Origin of the sequence: Halomonas sp. TA22 (assembly GCF_013009075.1) — a bacterium.
In the GTDB taxonomy this organism is placed as follows: domain Bacteria; phylum Pseudomonadota; class Gammaproteobacteria; order Pseudomonadales; family Halomonadaceae; genus TA22.
Genome location: NZ_CP053108.1, coordinates 2,049,538 through 2,068,442 on the forward strand (window position 1 = coordinate 2,049,538; position 18,905 = coordinate 2,068,442).

The window sequence follows — 18,905 nt, forward strand, 5'->3', positions numbered from 1 at the left end:
AGGATGGCCGTCAATAAACGAAATGTCATTTTGCTTTGCGGAACACAAACCCCTCAGGCTTCCCTATCACTCCTAACCGTGAGGAAACCGTTGTCATGTCGAATGAGTCTTCCCCAACTTCCAGCGCCCCACCCCCTTTCAAGACATTAGGCATCGTCGGCACTGGTGCCATGGGCCGGGGTATCGCCCAATTGGCGGCCCAGGCGGGTCTTACCGTCTATCTTCATGACACTCGGGAAGTCGCCGTACAGGAAGCGAAGGAGTTCATTGTCAGTCTATGGGCGCGAGGTGTTGAAAAGCAGCGGCTGAGCGAATCCGACGCTGCGCGTTATAGCGCCAGTCTCAAGGAAGCCAATACCCTCGCCGAGATGGCCGATTGCGACATCGTTGTCGAAGCCATCGTCGAGAAGCTCGAGGCGAAGCAGACCCTGTTCCAGCAGCTCGAGGAGATTCTCGACGACCAGGCAGTGCTCGCCACCAACACCTCGTCGCTCTCAGTGACCGCCATTGCCTCGGCCTGCCGCCATCCACAGCGCGTGATCGGCTTTCACTTCTTCAATCCCGTGCCATTGATGAAGATCGTCGAGGTGATCCCGGGGCTGCGCACCGCAAGCGATGTGGCCGACAAGGTCGAAGCTCTGGGCCAGGCCATGGGGCACTTCACGGCCCGTACCACCGATACGCCCGGATTTCTGGTCAATCACGCCGGTCGCGCCTTCGGCACCGAAGCGCTGCGCATCCTGGGCGAAAGCGTAACGGACCACACGACGATCGACCGCATACTAGTCGATCAGGGCGGGTTTCGGATGGGCCCCTTCACGCTGCTAGATCTCACCGGGCTCGACGTATCCCATGCAGTAATGGAGTCCATCTACCACCAGTATTATGAAGAGGCGCGCTTTCGCCCTTCACCGTTGACGCGCCAACGGCTAAGTGCTGGCCTGCTCGGTCGCAAAAGTGGCGAAGGTTTCTATCGTTATGTCGATGGCAAGCCCCAGGTCGCTGACGAACCACCGGCACCTCGGACTGCCTCTCGCTCTGTCTGGATCAGTCCTGAGGACATAGCTGCCCATCGTGCCCTAGCCAATGTGGTGTCAGCGGCCGGATGGCCGTTGGAAGAGGCTTCGAGACCCAGCAGCGAGGCATTATGCCTGCTGACACCACTGGGTGAGGACGCGACTCGGTGCGCGCTTCGTCAAGACCTGGATGCCGGCCGCTGTGTGGCCGTCGACATGCTTGGCAGCCTCGGCACGCGACGCACCCTGATGACCACCCCCGCTACCCGAGACGAGATTCTCGACGCGGCCCTGACGTTACTCGGCCATGACGGCACGCCAGTCAGCACTCTCAACGACAGCAACGGCTTCGTGCTGCAGCGGGTGGTGGCGTGCATTGTCAACGTCGGCTGCGAGATTGCCCAGCAGGGCGTGGCCGAGCCACAGACCATCGATCGTGCCGTGGAGCTGGGCCTGGGTTATCCCCACGGCCCGTTGGCCATGGGTGATCACTACGGTAGCCAGCGCATCCTGACCATCCTCGACAATATGCTGGATGCCAGCGGTGATCCACGTTATCGGGCCAGCCCATGGCTGAGGCGCCGCGCGACGCTTGGCCTGCCACTAACCACTCCCTGATCTGGAGACTCTTCATGCAAGATGCCTATATCTTCGATGGCCTGCGCACGGCCTTTGGTCGTCACGGTGGTAGCCTGGCCAGCATTCGCCCCGACGAACTGCTGGGCCACACCTTGAAAGCGCTGGTCGAGCGTAACGACTTTGCCCCCGAAGACTATGAAGAAGTCCTGGCTGGCTGCACCAACCAGGCCGGTGAAGACTCGCGTAACGTGGCTCGCCATGCAGGCTTGCTGGCAGGGCTGCCAATAGAAGTGGCCGGGCAAACCGTTAATCGCCTGTGCGGCAGCGGCCTGGCCGCGATGATCGATGCAGCCCGGGCCACGCGGCTAGGGGAAGGCGAGCTATTTCTTGCAGGTGGAGTCGAATCGATGTCTCGGGCCCCGTATGTCCTAGGCAAGGCAGACTCCCCTTTTGCGCGTAACCAGCCGCTATACGATACCGTCATCGGTTCGCGCTTCCCCAATTCCTGGCTCGCCAAGAAGTATGGTAGCCATAGCATGCCCGAAACTGCCGACAACGTTGCTCACGACCTCGGACTGGGACGTGAGGAAAGTGATGAATTCGCGGCCCGTTCTCAAGCACGCTATGCCGAAGCACTCGCCAGGGGCTTCTACGATGATGAGATATTTGGTATCGAGGTCCCCCAAGGGCGGAAACTGCCAGCGCAACTGGTCGACAAGGATGAGCATCCACGCCCGGGCAGCGATGCCGCCAAGCTTGCCAAGCTCGGCACGCTGTTCGAGGGAGGCGTAGTAACGGCTGGTAATGCCTCGGGGCTCAACGATGGTGCCGCAGCGCTCATCGTCGGTAGCCGTGCCGCTGGCGAGCGTGCGGGGGTCATGCCTCGAGCACGCATCGTTGCAAACGCTGTCGCGGGGGTTGCACCTCGGGTCATGGGCCTGGGGCCGGTACCGGCATCGCAAAAAGTCTTGACCCGCGCCGGCATGCGTCTCGGCCAAATGGATGTCATCGAAATAAATGAAGCCTTCGCGGTACAAGTGCTGGGCTGCGTCAAGCAGCTTGGACTGGATGCCGATGATAGCCGTCTCAACGCCAACGGCGGCGCTATTGCCATTGGCCATCCCTTGGGAGCCTCGGGGGCTAGGCTGGCCCTGACCGCGCTGCGTCACTTGGAAGCCAGCGGCGGCCGCTTTGCCTTAGTCACCATGTGCATTGGAGTCGGACAAGGCATCGCCTGTATTCTCGAGCGCCTCGACTGATGGGATCGGCGAGGCCCGCCAACTGGGCTTCGTCGCCTTCGATAAAGGTTATATGCGATACTTCGCCCTATTAAAAATTCGGCACAGGGAATGCGAATGAACAACCCCGCCCCTCTCGATGACGACCAGTCGCTGCCGACCAAGGACCGTAATTTCGTCACTGCCTTGGCACGCGGTCTCGAGCTACTGCGCGCCTTTGGCGCAGGCGAGGAGTATCTGGGCAATGCCGAACTATCGAGTCGTACCGGGATCCCCCGCCCGACCGTTTCGCGGCTGACTTATACACTGACTCAGCTGGGCTATCTCAAGCACAACACCCGACTGGAAAAATATCGACTCGGCCCAGGCATTCTGGCACTGGGTTACCGCTTTCTCGCCAATCATGGCATCCGTGAAATCGCCCGCCCGTTCATGCAGCAGATGGCCAATGCCACTGATTGCAACGTCAGCCTGGGCGCTGCCGACAAGACCTCAATGGTCTATCTCGAGGCGTGTCACGGTAGCGGACCGTTGATAATACGGCTGGAAACAGGATCACGCCTACCCATGGCGACGTCTGCCATCGGCCGTGCCTGGCTATGCGGACTCCACGAAGAGCGCCGCGACGCCGTCATGAGGGAGCTCGCACAGGCGTATGGAGAGGAGTGGGCAACGCTAGAAGCGGGAATTCTAAAGAGTCAGGAGGAGTACGACCGCTATGGCTTCTGTCTCTCGGAAGGGGACTGGCAGACTGACATCAGTGCGGTAGCAATGCCGCTGATCCTTGAAGACGGTGCCGAAGTCATGGCGATCAACTGCGGCGGAGCCTCGGCTAGACTCAGCCATGACATATTAGTCAATAAGCTCGGCCCGCGCCTGAAGGGGATAGTGCAGCAGATCATAGCCGAACTCAAGCATGGCAGCCCGCGTTAGCCCTTTCCCACTCCACGCGCCTCGCTAGTTACCCTCCACCTGAGCCCTGACCTTGGCGACGATATAGGCGCCGATCGGCAGCGCCGAGGTGGCGGCAGGCGACGGCGCATTACAGACATTCACCGTGCGCGGCGTGTTGACGAACAGAAAGTCGTCGATGAGCCTGCCATCTGACGAGACGGCTTGGGCACGTACACCCGCCGGGTAGGGCTTCAGGTCATCGAGGGTCAGCATGGGGCAGTACTTGCGCACTTCATCGAGATAGCCCCGCTTGTAGAACGAGTTCTTCATCTCCACCAATCCTGGCCTCAGGTTGGCGCGCAAAACCTTGAGGATACCCGGATTGCTGAACATACTGGCCATGTCGGTCAGCGAGATATCACCCTTGCGATAGCCTTCGCGCTTGAAGGCCAGTACCGCATTTGGCCCCACCGTGACGCTGCCGTCGATCATGCGCGTCAGGTGCACGCCCAGAAACGGCATGGAGGGATCGGGGATCGGGTAGATCAAGTGGTTGACGATTCGGTCATGCTCGGCTGGCAGGCGATAATACTCGCCGCGGAACGGGCAGATGGTAAAGCCTGGCTGCTTGCCCAGCATTCTCACTACGCGGTCGGCCATCAGACCCGAACATGACACCAGGTAGCGGCTGACGAGCTCACCTTCACTGGTCTTGACGATGACTTCATTGAGGCGCTCCTGAATGCCGGTCACTTCAGTTGAAAAGCGAAGCACACCTCCCAGTCGCTCGAACTCTCTTCCCATTGCCCGGGCCACTTCAGCGTAATCGACGATGCCACTAGAGGGCACGAAGATCGCCCCCAAGCCAACGATATTGGGCTCTCGCTCTTGCAGCTCCTCGCCGGTCAGCCATTCGCGCTCGAGGCCATTGGCTTCGGTGCGCTCCCACAGCGTCTTCATGCGCTGCATCTCGAGGCTGCTGGTGGCGACAAGCAGCTTGCCGCACTGCTCATAAGCGATGCCATGCTCGTCACAGAATGTCTTGGTGGCGCGATTGCCCTCCAGGCAGAATCTGGCCTTGAGACTCCCGGGGGTGTAGTAGACCCCCGCATGAATCACACCGCTGTTATGGCCTGTCTGGTGACGCGCCAGGCTCGCCTCCTTCTCGACGACCACGATCCTGCGTTCGGGGTAGGCCTTGATCAGCTGCATGGCGGTGGACATGCCGAGAATGCCGCCCCCGATGATGATGAAATCGTTCATGCGTGCCTCGCCGAACTCAGGTAGAAGGCCGAAAATCAGAATGTTGATATTTTGTCACAATATCAGATCAACCGACCATCTTTCGCCAGCTGCGTCGCGATTGGTTATGATGCCGTCATACTCATATGGACCCCGTGCATGACAGCGATGACGGACACCCCACGTCAGAACCTTGGCATCAGCGCCTACCGGTGGCTCAAGCAAGACATCACTCGCGGCCACTTTCGCCCCGGTGAAAAGCTCCTGATGAGTGGGCTCAAGGAGCGTTACGCGTTGGGCGTCGGCCCCTTGCGCGAAGCGCTATCTCAACTGGTCGCCGACCGGCTGGTGGTGGCCATCAGTCAGCGTGGTTACCGAGTCGCGCCGATGTCGCTCGCCGAGCTCAATGACATCTACGATGCCCGCTCGCAACTCGAGGCGATGATGCTGACACTGGCCATCGAGCGCGGCGACGATGCTTGGGAGGCAGAAGTGCTGGCCAAGGCGCATACGCTCTCCAAGGTCATGGAAATCAAGAGTACCGATGACATGCTCGATGTCTGGGACGCCCGCCACAAGGCCTTCCACACTGCCATGGTGGCTGGCTGCAACTCTCCTCACTTGATGCAGATCCGTGAAACGCTCTTCGATCAGGTGGAGCGCTATCGTCACCTGTGGTTGCGCGAAACGGTCTTTTCGGAGCAGGCGCTCGAGACCAAGCGCCGGGAGCACGCTGCGCTGATCGACAAGGTGCTTACCCGTGATGCCAAGGGCGCCAGCGAAATGATGCGCGAGCATTTGATGACACCGGTGCCGATCATTACTCAAGCAATGCGCCAGCAAGGGTTGCTATAGATCGAAGGTGGCTCTCGGGTTACGGGGATAGTAGCGCTCGGGCATGCTCTGCACCCGAGTAAAGAACTTGGTGTCCTTGTAGGGCATCTTCATGAACCCCGAGACGCCCAACCCCTCGATCTGATCCACCACCGACAGAATATCGTCCAGACGCCTTCTGAACTCGATCTCGCGGGCGGGATCGAGCAGCCGGTAGTAGCTGTGGATCTTCAGGTGGATAGGCAGCGCCTCGAAGATGATCATGCCGGTGTGGTGGATGGCATTGAGCGCCGTCAACGAAGCAATAATGGCGGGAGGCAGCACCAGCAGTTCCTCCGGGTCGGGTCCATCCTCGAAGTAGGAGTGCACCCGGGTCTGGTCCTCCAGCTCGGGGGCGACACTGACCTCATAGGGCAGGCGCATCCCCGCACCGAGCGTGAATGGCTGCGCCGGTCCGTCGCGGTCGATGTGCAGCGTATCGCGCGCGTTGAACAGGCAGCTCTTGAAGATTCCTTGGCGATAGATCGCCCTGGCCAGATTGACCATGTTGTTGACCGACGCCACGAACGCGGTCTTGAGCGCTGGGTTGTGAAGGTTCAGTGAGGTATCGATATAGACGCCATCGCGCTCCCAGCGCACCGCCAGACCACCGACCACCGGATAGCGTCCCAGGCGGCTGACTGCCGCCAGGAAGGCCTTCTCCGTCTCGCCCATGCCCTGCATGAAGTTCTTGTAGTAGCGGTCGAGCTGCACATCGTTGACATCATTGAGCGTCTCTGGCGCGCCCTCTTCACGCAGGAAGGCCTTGCGCGAGCTGTAGACGACGGTATCGATCTCGCGTTCGGCGCGCCGCACCCATACCGGCACCTGCGGCACGAGAGGGGGCGATGGCAAATCGATCATCACGGTACGCGCCATGCGTGCCATATGAGCAATGAAGTAGTCGCCGGCGCGGGCCCGGGTCTGCGCATCGCTTGCCAGCATGCCATCCAGCACACGGGCGAACTCGCGAGGCAGCCCCAGGGACGCTGCCGGAATTGCACCGGCCCCGAAACGGCACGACTGCCCCGAAGCAAGAGCATAGAGCGTGGCGGCGGCGCCCTGTTCATCGAAGCGCGGCGACGAGAGCGCGCCGTTGAGCTGCTCCTCGCCAATGAAGTAGACATCCCCCAGCCGCGCGTTGGTCTGCTGCAGATTGTCCGACATCAGTTCCATGACGCATGTCGTAACGAACTGCTGCTGGGTGTCGAGCTGCGCGAAGACCGACGAACCCCAGTCGATCAGCGCGATGGACTCGCTTTTAGGATCGAACACCAGGTTGGAGGGCTTGATGTCCCCATGCACCAGCGGTCGACCCGCTGGGCTCGCCTCGCGACGCAGAGCACGCAGAATATCGGCCAACTGCGCGGCGATGCGCACCACCAGTCGTGGCGAGAGCGGCCCTTCTTGCAGTGACACCTCCTCCAGATTCAGGCCCGGGGCGCGCTCCATGACGAGGATCGACTGATTGCGCACCCGTTGGTAGGCGATCAGTCTCGGCACCCGCGGATGATCGACCTGCTCGAGCATGAAGGCTTCCTCTTCAAGCCTCTCCTGCAGGTGCGAGGGCAGCGTCACGCGGGTGAACTTGAACACATACCCCGGCCCGCCATTCATGGCCGTATCTCCTGCGCCCGCGAGGCCGCCGAACACGAAGCCGTAGGCCCCCTTGCCGATCAGCGTTATTTCTCGATAACCCAACTGCTCGAGCTGAGTCTTGCACAGGGCGACCCAATCCTTGAGCTTCTTGGCATCATGATGGCTGAGCAGGTAGATCGACTGCTCTTCGGGAATATAGAACTGCTGGAGCGACTGGGGCGCCATGCCCGCTATCCGAGTCTGAGCAGCATGGTATGTGGCGCCTCGAGGTACGCCTTCCAGCAGTTGCAGAAGCGCGCGATGGTACCGCCGTCCAGTACCCGATGGTCCCCCGACCAGGTGATGGTCATGATCGCCCGCGACACGACCTGCCCCTGCTCGTCGAAGCGCGGCAGCCACTGGGTTCGACCGATAGCGACGATCGCCACCTCCGGCGCGTTGATGATCGGCGTGGCGTATGTCCCGCCCAGGGCACCGATATTGGAGATGCTGATGGTACCCTCCTTGAGGTCACCCTGCTCGACCCGCCCCTGCCGCGCGGCCTCGGTCAGCCTTGCCACTTCCGCAGCGATCTCGAGAAGTGTCAGACGCTCCGTTCGCTTGACGTTGGGTACCATCAGCCCGGCCTGTCCATCCACCGCCATGCCGATATTGCAGTGTGGCTGATAGCGAATCTCGGATGCCTCTTCGTCCAGTCTGGCATTGAGCAGCGGGTAATCCTGAACCGCCAGTGCCATGGCCTTCAGCAGCAGCGGCATCAGGGTGAGGCGTACACCGTAGGTCTCTGCCTGTACCTTGAGCTGCTCTCGCAGCGTCAGCAGCGCCGTGACATCGATCTCGTCACCGTAGGCGAAGTGGGGAATGGTGCTTGACGACTCCACCATGCGCCGGGCCATCACCGCGCGCATGCCCTTGAGCGGTTCGACCCGCGCGCTCAGCCGTGGAGCGCCCCCCCCGCCTCGCTCATCGGGCGATGGCTGCTTCGGCCGTTCGTCACCCTGGAAAATGGCGTTAGCCCGCTGCCAGGCCAGCACATCCTCCTTGAGTACCCGCCCCTCCTTGCCCGAGCCGGGAATCCGCTCAAGCGACACCCCGAGTTCTCGTACCAGTCGCCGGACCGCCGGACTTGCCGGTATGCGCGCAGAGGATCCCGCACCGCCGCTTTGGGAAGCTCGCAGCACGTCGGCATCGGCATGGCGAACGTCAGCGTCGTGAGGTGCGGCCGGCACCTCGTTGGCTGCGCGCTCGCTGGCCTCATTGTCACGCGCGGCGTGCGATCCCGTGCCCGGCGCAGACTCATGGAGCGACTCATAGGCAAACAGCGCCGAATGAACCTTGGCGCTCTCGCCCTGGGCATAATAGAGCCGTGTGACCTGGCCAGGCTCCGGGGCGGTGATCTCGACCAGCGCCTTGTCGGTCATCACCTCGACCACCGGCTGATCCTCCTCGATGGTCTCGCCCTCGGCGACCAGCCATTTCACCACCTCGCACTCCACGATACCTTCGCCGATATCGGGCAGCATAAAATCGCTCATCGTTGCTCTCCTCTGCAGATATCGGCGTCAGAATTCGACGCTACGCTTGATCGCTTCGAAAATCTTCAACGCATCGGGGAGATACTCCTTCTCCAGCGCCAGCGGGAAAGGGGTATCGAGGCCGGTGACTCGTACGATCGGAGACTCCAGATAGAGGAAACAGCGCTCCTGCATCGTGGCGGCAATCTCGCCGGCAAAGCCGCCGGTGAGCGGTGCCTCATGGCTGATCAACAAGCGCCCGGTCTTGAGCACCGAGCGCTCTACGCTTGCCACGTCCCAGGGCAAGATGGTGCGCAGGTCGATCAGCTCGCAGGAGATGCCTGCCTTTTCCGCCAGCTCCGCAGCCTGCTGCAGTACCTCCATCTGCGCCCCCCATCCCAGCAGCGTGATATCGCGTCCCTCCTTGATCACCTCCGCCTCGCCTAGCGGAAGCTGGTAGTCGCTGTCGGGGACGTCGCCGGTGGAGGCGCGATAGAGGCGCTTGGGCTCGAAGAACAGTACCGGATCGGGATCTCGTATGGCGGCCAGCAGTAGACCCTTGGTCTGGTGAGGGTTGCGTGGCACCACCACCTTGAGCCCAGGCGTATGCGCGAAGTAGGCCTCAGGCGACTGGGAGTGGTAGAGACCTCCGGAGATGCCGCCGCCGTAGGGCGTACGAATGGTCAGGCTGCCGACATTGAACAGGTTTCCCGAACGGTAGCGGAACTTGGCCGTCTCGTTGACGATCTGGTCGAAGGCGGGAAAGATGTAATCGGCAAACTGGATCTCGGCGATCGGCGTGGAGCCTTGAGCCGCGAGGCCATTGGCGAAGCCGATGATGCCCTGTTCAACCAAGGGGGTGTTGAAGCAGCGCGCCCGTCCATACTTCTCTTGAAGGTGGCTGGTGGCGCGGAAGACCCCGCCGAAGATGCCCACGTCCTCACCGAAGCAGACCACCCTGTCGTTGGCGGCCATGGCAATATCCAGTGCGTTATTGATCGCCTGGAGCATGTTCATCTGGGTCATCAGGCTTCCTCCCCACCGGTTGTGCGCTGGGTCTCCAGCGAACGCGCTCCCCGCGGGTAGTGCTCGGGATAGCGGCGGATGTGCGCCTTGAGATGTTCAAGCTGCCGCGCAAGCACCGGTGGTACGTCATGGTAGACGTCGGTCACCAGGCTATCGAGCGACGGCGGTGGACGCTTCTCGGCGCGCTTCATGGTCTCCAGCACCTCGCGCCGCAACGCCTCCTGCAGGGCTTTCTCCTCAGCCTCGCTCCACCACTGCTGGGAGATCATCCAGCGCTGCATGCGCAGGATCGGATCCTTCTCGCGCCACGCCTCCTCTTCCTTCTTGCTGCGATAGCCAGAGGGATCGTCTGACGAGGAGTGCGCCGCCAAACGGTAGGTCATCGCCTCGATCAGCACCGGCTGGTTGAGCTCGACGGCGATACGGCGCGCTTCACGCGTCGCCGCATAGACTGCCAGAAGGTCATTGCCATCGACGCGGATCACTCGCATCTTGTAGCCGAAGGCACGCGGAGCGATACCATCGGCAGCGAACTGCTCAGAGGCCGGCGTGGAGATCGCATAGCCATTGTTGCGACAGAAGAAGATCACCGGTACCTGGTGTACCGCGGCCATGTTCAATGCGGCATGGAAGTCACCCTCGGAGGCGGCCCCCTCGCCGAAATAGGTGATGGTGCAGCGCCCTTCGCCGGCCAGTTTCTGGCCGTAGGCGTAGCCGGCCGCCTGAGGGATCTGGGTAGCCAGAGGTGAGGAAATGGTCATGTAGTTGAGCTTGGCCGAGCCATAGTGCACCGGCATCTGGCGCCCCTTGCCGTAATCGAGCTCATTACCGAACAGCTGGTTCATGAACTCCTCGCAAGAGAAGCCGCGGTAGGCCAGTGCCCCCTGCTCGCGATACTGCGCCATGATCATGTCGGCATCGTCGAGAGCAGCAGTACTGCCGATGATTGCCGCCTCCTCGCCAGTGCACTGCATGTAGAAGCTCAGTCGTCCCTGGCGTTGCGCCGCCATCATGCGCTCGTCGAGTACGCGGGTGAAGATCATCGTCTGATAGATTCGCCGCGCGGTCTCCCTGTCGATATCGGGTGCCTTGGCCCCATCGTAAAGGGTGCCCTCCTGAGCCAGTAGCATGAAGGTAGGGATAGTGAATTCGTCACCGTTCATAAAGGTCGGGCTATGAACGGCAGATCCCGGCGTTGTTGTCATGATCCTCTCCGTCGGCTCCATTTAACGTTAACGTAAGATTGAGCCAAACAGGTCGGCATTACCAGAACAGAACACTACGACAATAGTCGAGCCAGGGAGAATTCTCTGTCAGATACCTCAGTGGCGCTGCATTCTCTCGAAAAGACTATCGACACACAGCGCCAATAGCGCAATCAGCAAGGCGCCCTGGAGAATGAAGGCCGTATTGCCATTGACGATCCCGGCAATGATCGGATCGCCCAAGGTTTGTGCGCCGATGGTCGAACCAATGGCCGCAGTGGCGATATTGATGGTCACCGAAGTACGAATGCCTGCGAGTATCACATGCCGAGCCAGAGGCAACTCGACCTGCCAGAGGATCTGGCGCTCGGTCATCCCCATGCCACGTGCCGCCTCGAGTACCGAAGGGGCCACCCCCTCGATGCCGACCAGGGTATTGCGCACGATGGGCAACAGCCCGTAAAGCACCAGCGCCACGACGGTGGGCAACGTGCCGAACCCCAGTGCCGGTACTGCCAGGGCAAGTACCGCGACTGGCGGGAAGGTCTGGCCGATCGAGGCGAGCTGGCTGACCAGCGGCAGAAAGTCGCGCCCCCAGCGCCGTGTCACCAGGATCGCCGCGCTCATGCCGACCACCGTCGCCAGTAGCGAAGCGACGCTCACCACCAGCAGGTGGCTAATCAACAGGGCGGCGAAGGTATCCCGTGAATAGATGACCACCCGGGTGTTGGGCTGCACCCATCGAAACACTCCTTCGAGGTGCGGCAGCGTCAGCACCAGCAGCGCGAGCAGGGCGCACCAGAGCATCGGCAGCAGGAGCGAACGTCCCCCCGATTCGACAAGCCAAGCCTTCAAGCATTCTCTCCCATGACCAGATCATGCAGCCCCAGGGTACCGACGACTTCACCATGACCATCGACCACCGTCACGCTATCGATGGCGTGCCACAGCATCAGCGACATCGCCTCGCGCAAGCTCGCCTGCTCCGATACCGTGATGGTGCCACCGGGCGGACCACCTGCCGACAGCTTCGCCAGGGGTCGCATGCGCTCGGCTACGCGCAACAGTGCCGCCTGCTTCAGGCCACGGTCGCTCCCTCCCAGCAGCGACTCGACGAATTCATCCGCCGGGGCTCTGAGCAGTTCATCAGGAGTGCCCTGCTGCACGATACGGCCAGCGTTCATGACCACGATACGGTCGGCGAGCTTGAGCGCTTCATCCATGTCGTGGGTGACGAAGACGATGGTCTTGTGCAGCCCTCCCTGAAGCCGCAGCAACTCCTCCTGTAGATGGGTGCGGGTGATGGGATCCAGTGCCCCGAACGGCTCGTCCATCAACAGGATCTCTGGATCGGCCGCCAGCGCCCGGGCCACGCCGACACGCTGCGCCTGGCCACCCGACAGCTGATGCGGAAACTTGTCGGCGAACTCGTCTTCGGGCATGCCCAGCAGCGCCATCAACTCGCTGACTCGCGCCGCGATTCGCTCCTTGGGCCAGTCCAGCAGACGCGGCACCAGCCCGATATTGCGTGCCACGCTCCAGTGGGGGAACAACCCGGTACTCTGGATGACGTAGCCGATACGCCGCCGCAACCGCTGCTCGTTGAAGCTGCGTATCTGCTTCCCCTCGATACGTATCTCTCCGTCGCTATGCTCGATCAGGCGATTGATCATGCGCAGCGTCGTGGATTTGCCACAGCCCGAGGTTCCCACCAGCACGCACAGCTCACCGCGCGGAATGGCAAGTGAAATGGTGTCCACCGCCAGCTCCTCGCCAAAGCGCTTGCTCACCCCATCCAGCTCGATCATCGCCGCTTCGGCACCGTCATGCATGTGCACGCCCTCGTCGCAGGTAGGTGGCCAGGCCATTCATCGCGGCATCGACGATCAGCGCCATGAAGATGATCGGCAGGGCGCCGAGCAGCACCAGGTCCATCGCCGCCTGGCCCAGGCCCTGAAAGATGAAGGTGCCAAGCCCGCCGGCACCGATCAGTGCCGCGACCGCCGCCAGGCCTATCGCCTGTACCGCCGTGATGCGGATACCTTCGAGCATCACCGGCAATGCCAGTGGAAGGCGAACCTGCCAGAAGACCTGCAAGGGACTCATGCCCATGCCCCGGGCGGATTCGATGATGCCCGGTGCCACGCCCTCGAGCGCCACGAAGGTATTGCGGGTCATCGGCAGCAGGCTATAGCCGATCAGGGCAATCAGCGCCGGCGCCCAGCCGATGCCGCGCACGCCGAGATCCGCAAGCCAGTCGAAGCGCGCCGCAAGGTAGGCAAGCGGGGCCAGCAGCAGGCCGAACAGCGCCAGGCTGGGGATGGTCTGAATCACGCTCAAGAGCCCGAAGACGCCCTTCTGCAGGCTAGTCCAGCGACGCATGCTCAAGGCCAGCAATGCTGCCACGGCAAGGCTGATCCCCACGGCAGCGCCGACCAGCCCCAAATGGTAGCGCACGGCGGCACCGAACTGTCCGCTACGGCCATGGTACTCGCGAACCAGCGACAGCGCGTCGAGCCCGCCACTGGCGATGGCAAGCATCAAGGAGACAAGCAGTGAGAGGCCCAGCAGCCAGCGCCACTTCATGGTAAGCGTCAGGCGGTTCCAGAGTTCGACGAGGGCAAGCAGCAGCACGAAAAGCAGTCCCCAGGTCCCGGAACCAATGCCAAGGCGTGCATGGGGCAATTCGGGATCGATCAGCAAAGCGGCCGTCGCACTCATTGCCCATGGCAGGAGCAGCAAGCCAGCGGCAGCCATCGCAAGCAGTGCGCGCAGCTGCGCACGGCGAGGCCGCCAGGCAAGCGCCATGCCCGCCAAGGGCAACGCCGTCACAAGCGCTGCCCCACCTGGCCCAGCCACGCCGAGCAGCCCGACACCCTCGCCCGGGGCAATGCGATTGGGTTGAACGCTGACCAGATCGAGCATCCAGAGCGCCATCAGTCCCAACGTCATCAACACCAGAATGACACTATTGGCCGGAGGGATTGCCTCGTCGCGCATCGTGCCGCCCTGCCTGGGGCTGCTCTCAGTCAAGCGAATCGAGGAAGTCGGAAGCGACCTGGCTGGGGTCGGCGCCATTGACGGCCACATCGCCATTGAGCCGCTGCAACGTCTCAATATCGAGCGCGTCGAACACCGGTTCGAGCAGCGACTCGATCTCGGGATAGGCCTCGTACACGCTCTCGCGTATCACCGGCGCCGGCTGGTAGACCGGCTGTACGCCCAGGGTGTCCTCGAGAACCACCATATCCAGCGCACTCAGACCGCCATCGGTACCGTAGGCCATCGCTGAGTTCACGCCACTGGTCTGCTGTGCGGCGGCACGCAGTGTTGCCGCAGTATTACCTCCGGAGAGTACCACCAACTGGTCGGATGAGAGCGTAAAACCATATGCCTCATGGAAGGCAGGCAGCGCGGCCTCGGAATCGACGAACTCGGCACTGGCAGCGAAAATGAAGTCGCCCCCCCGCTCAAGATAGTCGGCCAGATCCTCAAGCGTCTCGAGCCCATGTTCGCGTGCTAGGTCGCCCCGCACGCTCATCGCCCAGGTGTTGTTGGCATTGGCCGGCGCCAGCCACACCAGGCGATTGGCCTCGAGATCTCGCTGCTTGACCTCGGCATGCGCCTCTTCGGCATCCTTCCAGACATCGCTATCGGCCATGTCGAAGAAGAAGGCGCCGTTACCGGTGTACTCCGGATAGAGATCGATCTCGCCGGCGATGATCGCTTCACGCACGATACTGGTGCCCCCCAGCTGCAGGCGATTCTCCACCTCGATGCCGCCCCGCTCGAGGGCCTGCATGATCAATTCGCCAAGCACCGCTCCTTCGGTATCGATCTTCGACGATACCACCACCGGATCGTCGGCCTGTGCCACGCCCAGCGTCAGTACTCCCCCTGTCACTACCGCGCTCATCCACCTCAACGTCCTGTTCATCGATACCGCTCCGGTGTCTTATGGGTGTGAGCTCAGTATAAGGAATGCAAGCGTATGTGTCAGACGCGCATTGTCACGTTGCCAATCCAAGTCGGTGAATCAACTCGGCCTCCTTCTCGTTACGCTGTACCACGACGCCAAACCAGCCAAGCCCGTCGTACTCTTGATAGCCGAGCGTCCGGGCGAAGGACACGGTATTGCCTAGGTCGTCCTCATAGCTGCCACTGGCACGCCCATCTTCCTTGAGCGGCCACTGCGTGAACATGAGTTCGGGAGAGGTCGAGGCGATCACCCGCCGATCGCCATCAAGCAGCAGGATGGTGGTGCGCTGCTTGATCTCGGGAGGTAACGCCGCCTCGGTGTCGACAATGGTCGCCCCTTGACGCTCCCAGTCGAAATAGACGCCAAGCGTGCCCAGCACCTTGCCATTCACGTCGCCCTTCTCGCGCACTGCGGCGGCATAGACCAGCACCTTGCGCTGCTGATGTGCCTTACTGGGCTTCACACTATCGACAACGTAATCGTCGCCTGACGAGGTCTGCCGGGCCCGCTGCCACCAACCCTCCTGCGCCAGAGAAGTCCCGCGCAGCTGGCCGCGAAACTCGGGATTGGCGGAAGCGATCACCAGCCCCTGGCTGTCGGTCAATAGCAGGTCGCTATAGACCGAATAGTAGCGACTGATGGTTTCGAGTCGTCTGGAGGCGTGGGCAATCGAGGCGGGACTCTGCTCATTGAGCGCCTGCCACAGCGCGGAATCGGTCGCCCACCAGCGCACGTCTGCGGTGCGCTCATACAGGTTGCGCACGATGAGCTGAACGAGGGTTCTGGCCAGATCGACCTGCCTCACTCCCTCCAGCTCGCTCACCAGGCTCTCCGCCATGCAGCGAGTCATCTCGATGCGCCCAAGAACATTGGCTCGAAATTCCGAAGCCGCCGTGGCGGCACTGCCGGCCAGGCGCTGCACCTCGTTGGCCACCACGGCGAAGCTGCGTCCCGCTTCACCGGCGCGGGATGCCTCGATGATGGCATTGACGGCCAAGAGCCGCGTCTGACGCACGATCAGCTCACTGGTCGAGGTGTAACGCTGCAGCTCACTGCTGATGGCATCGAGCACCACACGCATGGCGCGTGGTGATACATTGATGCCTTGCTTATCCCTGACAGATGATGGCATTTATTGTTTTCCTTCTTGAGGTTTGCCGACCTGATACATGGGTTTGTTCCACCTGACGAACATGTAGGCAGTCGGCGAATAATCATTGTTATCGAGTGTCTTTCGGACAGTCCGCTGCGCTACTGGCTGACCTCAGCATCATCATCGGCATCTGGCATGAAAACATGAGGATATTGCAGCGCCATGATCTCTTCAGGCGATACAGACGAGCGCTACTCCCATCCTCTGGTACGGGATCTGGAGTGGCTATTGTCGGCGCCCGACCTGCTGGCCATGCCCTGCGGTGCTCGCCCCAATCATCGCGAGCTAGGGCTGAATGGCGAATCCCAAAGAAGCCTGCTGGACGATCTCGAGCGTGATCCGCTTGCGCTCGAAACATTCATGGCAGCAGCCAGGCAGGCTCGGCTGGGTCTCTACCACGAGCGCCTATGGCAGTTTCTGCTGAGCAAGGCGCCAGGCACTCAGTTGCTGGCCCATAATCTTGCCATACGGCGCGAGAAACGCACCCTGGGCGAGCTGGACATGCTCTATCGGCGACGCAGTGATGGCGGTCTGGTGCATCTGGAAGTGGCGATCAAGTTCTATCTAGGTCTGACGTCAGGGCCTGGCGAGCCGACCAGCCAGGCACGCTGGATCGGTCCGGGCAGTCTCGACAGCCTGGCCATCAAGCGCGAGCGCCTGCAGCGCCATCAGCTGCCACTGCTTGAGCTGGACGAGACGCAAGCCGCACTGCAGGCGCTGCGTATAGAGCAAGGATGGGACAAGGGCGGGCGAGCGGAGGTGAGAATCGAGCAGCGGGTGGCACTGCCTGGCGTGCTCTTCTACCCTTGGCAGGGTATCGCCGGTCCAGACAGTTCTGCCTCACAGCCACGGTGGATGGCGCCTCCTGACGAAGCCACATTAAATCATCTACGTGGCACTTGGCTTGCATGGTCGCAGTGGCCAAACTTCATTGATCATGCTTCCACCCGCATACGCGGCGCCCAGCTCAGCAAGCCGCACTGGCTGGCGCCACCGATCAAAAGCACCCTCGTGTCGCTGGATACCTTGAACGGCACACTTTGCAAGTACTTCAAGCAGAGTGAACGGCCTGTACCGCTAGTGCTGTTCGATGCCGCAGAACCAACATGGCAACGGATCTTTGTGGTGGGAGACGGCTGGCCGCGCCAGGTGTCACTGCCGCCCTGGACGGCCAGATCGCTCACTCGCTAGCGGATACCTTCTCGACGACCCAGGTCGTTCCCTCCCGCGAGTCCTTGAGCACGATTCCAAGTGCCGCCAGTTCGTCACGGATCTGGTCGGCACGCGAGAAGTCCTTGGACTTCTTGGCTTCGGTGCGTTCGGTGATCAATGCCTCCACCTCCGACTCGGAGAGCGGCAGGGCCGATACACCGGCCTGAAGGAAGGCTTCCGGGATCTGCTCGAAAAGCCCAAGCAATCCCCCCAAGCGCTTGAGTTCGAAAGCCATTGCCGGTGCCTGTTCGGGTGCCTCCTTGCGGGCACGATTGAGCTCGCGGGCAAGGTCGAAAAGCGCGGCCAGCGCTACCGGCGTGTTGAAATCGTCATCCATGGCGGCGATGAATCGCTCATGGAAACGTGCATCCACCGCCCCTTGAACGGGACTGATTCCATCCAAGGCGTTATAGAAGCGCTCCAGCGACTTGCGCGCCTCATCGAGGGCATCCGGGGCGTAATTGATCGGGCTGCGGTAGTGGCTGGCCACCAGCAGGAAGCGCACCACTTCCGGGTCGTGGTGCTCGAGCACCTCGCGAATGGTAAAGAAGTTGCCCAATGACTTGGACATCTTCTCCTGATTCACGCGTACCGCACCGGCATGCATCCAGGTGTTGACGTAGGGTTTGCCGGTCGCCGCCTCGCTCTGAGCGATCTCGTTCTCGTGGTGGGGAAAGGTCAGGTCAGGTCCGCCGCCATGAATGTCAAAGGTGTCGCCCAGGCAGCAGGTGGACATCGCAGAGCACTCGATATGCCAGCCCGGCCGCCCCTCGCCCCAGGGGGAGGACCAACTCGCCTCGCCGGGCTTGGCCGCCTTCCACAGCACGAAGTCCAGCGGGTCCTCCTTGTGTGCATCGACCTCGACCCGCGCACCGCTGCGCATCTCGTCGAGATCGCGATTGTTGAGCTTGCCGTAGCCCTCGAAGCGTCGCACGCGGTAGTAGACATCGCCATTGTCGGCCGCATAGGCGAAACCCTTGGCGATCAGCGTTTCGATCATCGCCACGATCTCGGCAATATGCCCGGTGGCACGCGGCTCGTGGTCGGGGCGCAACACGCCAAGCCGCGTCTCGTCCTCATGCATGGCCGCGATCATACGCTCGGTCAGAACATCGAAAGACTCGCCATTCTCCTCGGCGCGCTTGAGGATCTTGTCGTCGATGTCGGTGATGTTGCGCACATAGGTGACATCGTATTCCCGCCAGCGCAGATAGCGAGTGATCACGTCGAAGGCGACCATGACCCTGGCATGACCGATATGACAGAAGTCATAGACGGTGATGCCGCACACGTACATGCGCACCTTGCCCGGCTCGAGTGGCGTGAAGGGCTCCTTGCGCCGCGTCAGCGTATTGTAGATCTGCATCGTGCTCTC

At 61.6% G+C, this 18,905-nt stretch carries 16 protein-coding genes; 5 read left to right on the plus strand and 11 right to left on the minus strand.

Features of this window, described 5'->3' with window-relative positions; genetic code table 11:
* Positions 1–95: 95 nt before the first annotated feature.
* The 3 genes from HJD22_RS09560 (at position 96) to HJD22_RS09570 (ending at position 3,766) form a co-directional block, all read left to right on the plus strand.
* Positions 96–1,634: a 3-hydroxyacyl-CoA dehydrogenase gene (locus HJD22_RS09560; RefSeq protein ID WP_208654110.1), complete on the plus strand. Its 1,539-nt coding sequence runs from the start codon at positions 96–98 to the stop codon at positions 1,632–1,634.
* 14 nt (positions 1,635–1,648) lie between these two features.
* The gene (locus HJD22_RS09565; RefSeq protein ID WP_208654109.1) at positions 1,649–2,854 is read left to right on the plus strand and encodes a 3-oxoadipyl-CoA thiolase; all 1,206 of its coding nucleotides are present in this window, start codon (positions 1,649–1,651) and stop codon (positions 2,852–2,854) included.
* Between the two features lie 96 nt (positions 2,855–2,950).
* The gene (locus HJD22_RS09570) at positions 2,951–3,766 is read left to right on the plus strand and encodes an IclR family transcriptional regulator (protein WP_208654108.1); all 816 of its coding nucleotides are present in this window, start codon (positions 2,951–2,953) and stop codon (positions 3,764–3,766) included.
* A gap of 24 nt (positions 3,767–3,790) precedes the next feature.
* Here HJD22_RS09570 and lhgO read toward each other — a convergent pair whose 3' ends face one another.
* Entirely contained in the window at positions 3,791–4,990 is a 1,200-nt protein-coding gene (lhgO, locus tag HJD22_RS09575; protein WP_208654107.1) for an L-2-hydroxyglutarate oxidase, read from the minus strand.
* Positions 4,991–5,137: 147 nt separating this feature from the next.
* Here lhgO and csiR point away from each other — a divergent pair, with 147 nt between their 5' ends.
* Complete coding sequence (gene csiR, locus HJD22_RS09580; RefSeq protein WP_208656738.1) at positions 5,138–5,824, plus strand: DNA-binding transcriptional regulator CsiR; 687 nt, start codon at positions 5,138–5,140, stop codon at positions 5,822–5,824.
* Here csiR and HJD22_RS09585 read toward each other — a convergent pair.
* From HJD22_RS09585 to HJD22_RS09625, 9 genes are all read right to left on the minus strand, one after another.
* A complete protein-coding gene (locus HJD22_RS09585) occupies positions 5,819–7,666 on the minus strand; it encodes a protein kinase (protein ID WP_208654106.1) in 1,848 nt (615 codons plus the stop codon). The two genes, csiR and HJD22_RS09585, sit on opposite strands and share 6 nt — an antisense overlap.
* Before the next feature lie 5 nt (positions 7,667–7,671).
* Positions 7,672–8,976, minus strand: a complete 1,305-nt coding sequence (locus HJD22_RS09590; RefSeq protein WP_208654105.1) for a 2-oxo acid dehydrogenase subunit E2 — start codon at positions 8,974–8,976, stop codon at positions 7,672–7,674.
* 27 nt (positions 8,977–9,003) lie between these two features.
* Positions 9,004–9,981 carry an alpha-ketoacid dehydrogenase subunit beta gene (locus HJD22_RS09595; RefSeq protein WP_208654104.1) on the minus strand — a complete coding sequence of 326 codons (978 nt, stop codon included), beginning with the start codon at positions 9,979–9,981 and terminating at the stop codon, positions 9,004–9,006.
* Entirely contained in the window at positions 9,981–11,186 is a 1,206-nt protein-coding gene (locus tag HJD22_RS09600) for a thiamine pyrophosphate-dependent dehydrogenase E1 component subunit alpha (protein ID WP_208654103.1), read from the minus strand. The genes HJD22_RS09595 and HJD22_RS09600 overlap by 1 nt, the downstream gene beginning before the upstream one ends.
* A 117-nt stretch (positions 11,187–11,303) precedes the next feature.
* The gene (locus HJD22_RS09605) at positions 11,304–11,993 is read right to left on the minus strand and encodes an ABC transporter permease (protein WP_208656737.1); all 690 of its coding nucleotides are present in this window, start codon (positions 11,991–11,993) and stop codon (positions 11,304–11,306) included.
* Positions 11,994–12,037: 44 nt separating this feature from the next.
* A complete protein-coding gene (locus tag HJD22_RS09610) occupies positions 12,038–12,994 on the minus strand; it encodes an ABC transporter ATP-binding protein (protein ID WP_208656736.1) in 957 nt (318 codons plus the stop codon).
* 16 nt (positions 12,995–13,010) lie between these two features.
* Entirely contained in the window at positions 13,011–14,186 is a 1,176-nt protein-coding gene (locus tag HJD22_RS09615; RefSeq protein ID WP_208654102.1) for an ABC transporter permease, read from the minus strand.
* A gap of 25 nt (positions 14,187–14,211) precedes the next feature.
* Entirely contained in the window at positions 14,212–15,102 is an 891-nt protein-coding gene (locus HJD22_RS09620) for an ABC transporter substrate-binding protein (RefSeq protein WP_283101626.1), read from the minus strand.
* A 94-nt stretch (positions 15,103–15,196) separates the two neighbouring features.
* A complete protein-coding gene (locus HJD22_RS09625; RefSeq protein WP_208654100.1) occupies positions 15,197–16,297 on the minus strand; it encodes a methyl-accepting chemotaxis protein in 1,101 nt (366 codons plus the stop codon).
* 183 nt (positions 16,298–16,480) lie between these two features.
* On the opposite strand from HJD22_RS09625, the gene HJD22_RS09630 reads away from it, so the two are divergent.
* On the plus strand, positions 16,481–17,509 hold the full coding sequence (locus HJD22_RS09630) for a DUF1853 family protein (RefSeq protein ID WP_208654099.1): 1,029 nt from the start codon (positions 16,481–16,483) through the stop codon (positions 17,507–17,509).
* Here the strand turns inward: HJD22_RS09630 and cysS are convergent.
* Positions 17,499–18,896 (minus strand): cysteine--tRNA ligase, encoded by a 1,398-nt coding sequence (cysS, locus tag HJD22_RS09635; protein WP_208654098.1) that lies wholly within the window; start codon positions 18,894–18,896, stop codon positions 17,499–17,501. The two genes, HJD22_RS09630 and cysS, sit on opposite strands and share 11 nt — an antisense overlap.
* Positions 18,897–18,905: the final 9 nt, after the last annotated feature.

Excerpts from the sequence above, each read along its gene's own strand:
- HJD22_RS09600 (WP_208654103.1), bottom strand. The coding sequence starts at position 11,186 with ATGACAACAACGCCGGGATCTGCCGTTCATAGCCCGACCTTTATGAAC.
- lhgO (WP_208654107.1), bottom strand. The coding sequence starts at position 4,990 with ATGAACGATTTCATCATCATCGGGGGCGGCATTCTCGGCATGTCCACC.
- HJD22_RS09605 (WP_208656737.1), bottom strand. The coding sequence starts at position 11,993 with ATGCTCTGGTGCGCCCTGCTCGCGCTGCTGGTGCTGACGCTGCCGCAC.
- HJD22_RS09630 (WP_208654099.1), top strand. The coding sequence starts at position 16,481 with ATGATCTCTTCAGGCGATACAGACGAGCGCTACTCCCATCCTCTGGTA.
- HJD22_RS09615 (WP_208654102.1), bottom strand. The coding sequence starts at position 14,186 with ATGCGCGACGAGGCAATCCCTCCGGCCAATAGTGTCATTCTGGTGTTG.
- HJD22_RS09560 (WP_208654110.1), top strand. The coding sequence starts at position 96 with ATGTCGAATGAGTCTTCCCCAACTTCCAGCGCCCCACCCCCTTTCAAG.
- csiR (WP_208656738.1), top strand. The coding sequence starts at position 5,138 with ATGACGGACACCCCACGTCAGAACCTTGGCATCAGCGCCTACCGGTGG.
- HJD22_RS09590 (WP_208654105.1), bottom strand. The coding sequence starts at position 8,976 with ATGAGCGATTTTATGCTGCCCGATATCGGCGAAGGTATCGTGGAGTGC.
- HJD22_RS09570 (WP_208654108.1), top strand. The coding sequence starts at position 2,951 with ATGAACAACCCCGCCCCTCTCGATGACGACCAGTCGCTGCCGACCAAG.
- cysS (WP_208654098.1), bottom strand. The coding sequence starts at position 18,896 with ATGCAGATCTACAATACGCTGACGCGGCGCAAGGAGCCCTTCACGCCA.
- HJD22_RS09585 (WP_208654106.1), bottom strand. The coding sequence starts at position 7,666 with ATGGCGCCCCAGTCGCTCCAGCAGTTCTATATTCCCGAAGAGCAGTCG.
- HJD22_RS09625 (WP_208654100.1), bottom strand. The coding sequence starts at position 16,297 with ATGCCATCATCTGTCAGGGATAAGCAAGGCATCAATGTATCACCACGC.
- HJD22_RS09620 (WP_283101626.1), bottom strand. The coding sequence starts at position 15,102 with ATGAGCGCGGTAGTGACAGGGGGAGTACTGACGCTGGGCGTGGCACAG.
- HJD22_RS09595 (WP_208654104.1), bottom strand. The coding sequence starts at position 9,981 with ATGACCCAGATGAACATGCTCCAGGCGATCAATAACGCACTGGATATT.
- HJD22_RS09565 (WP_208654109.1), top strand. The coding sequence starts at position 1,649 with ATGCAAGATGCCTATATCTTCGATGGCCTGCGCACGGCCTTTGGTCGT.
- HJD22_RS09610 (WP_208656736.1), bottom strand. The coding sequence starts at position 12,994 with ATGATCGAGCTGGATGGGGTGAGCAAGCGCTTTGGCGAGGAGCTGGCG.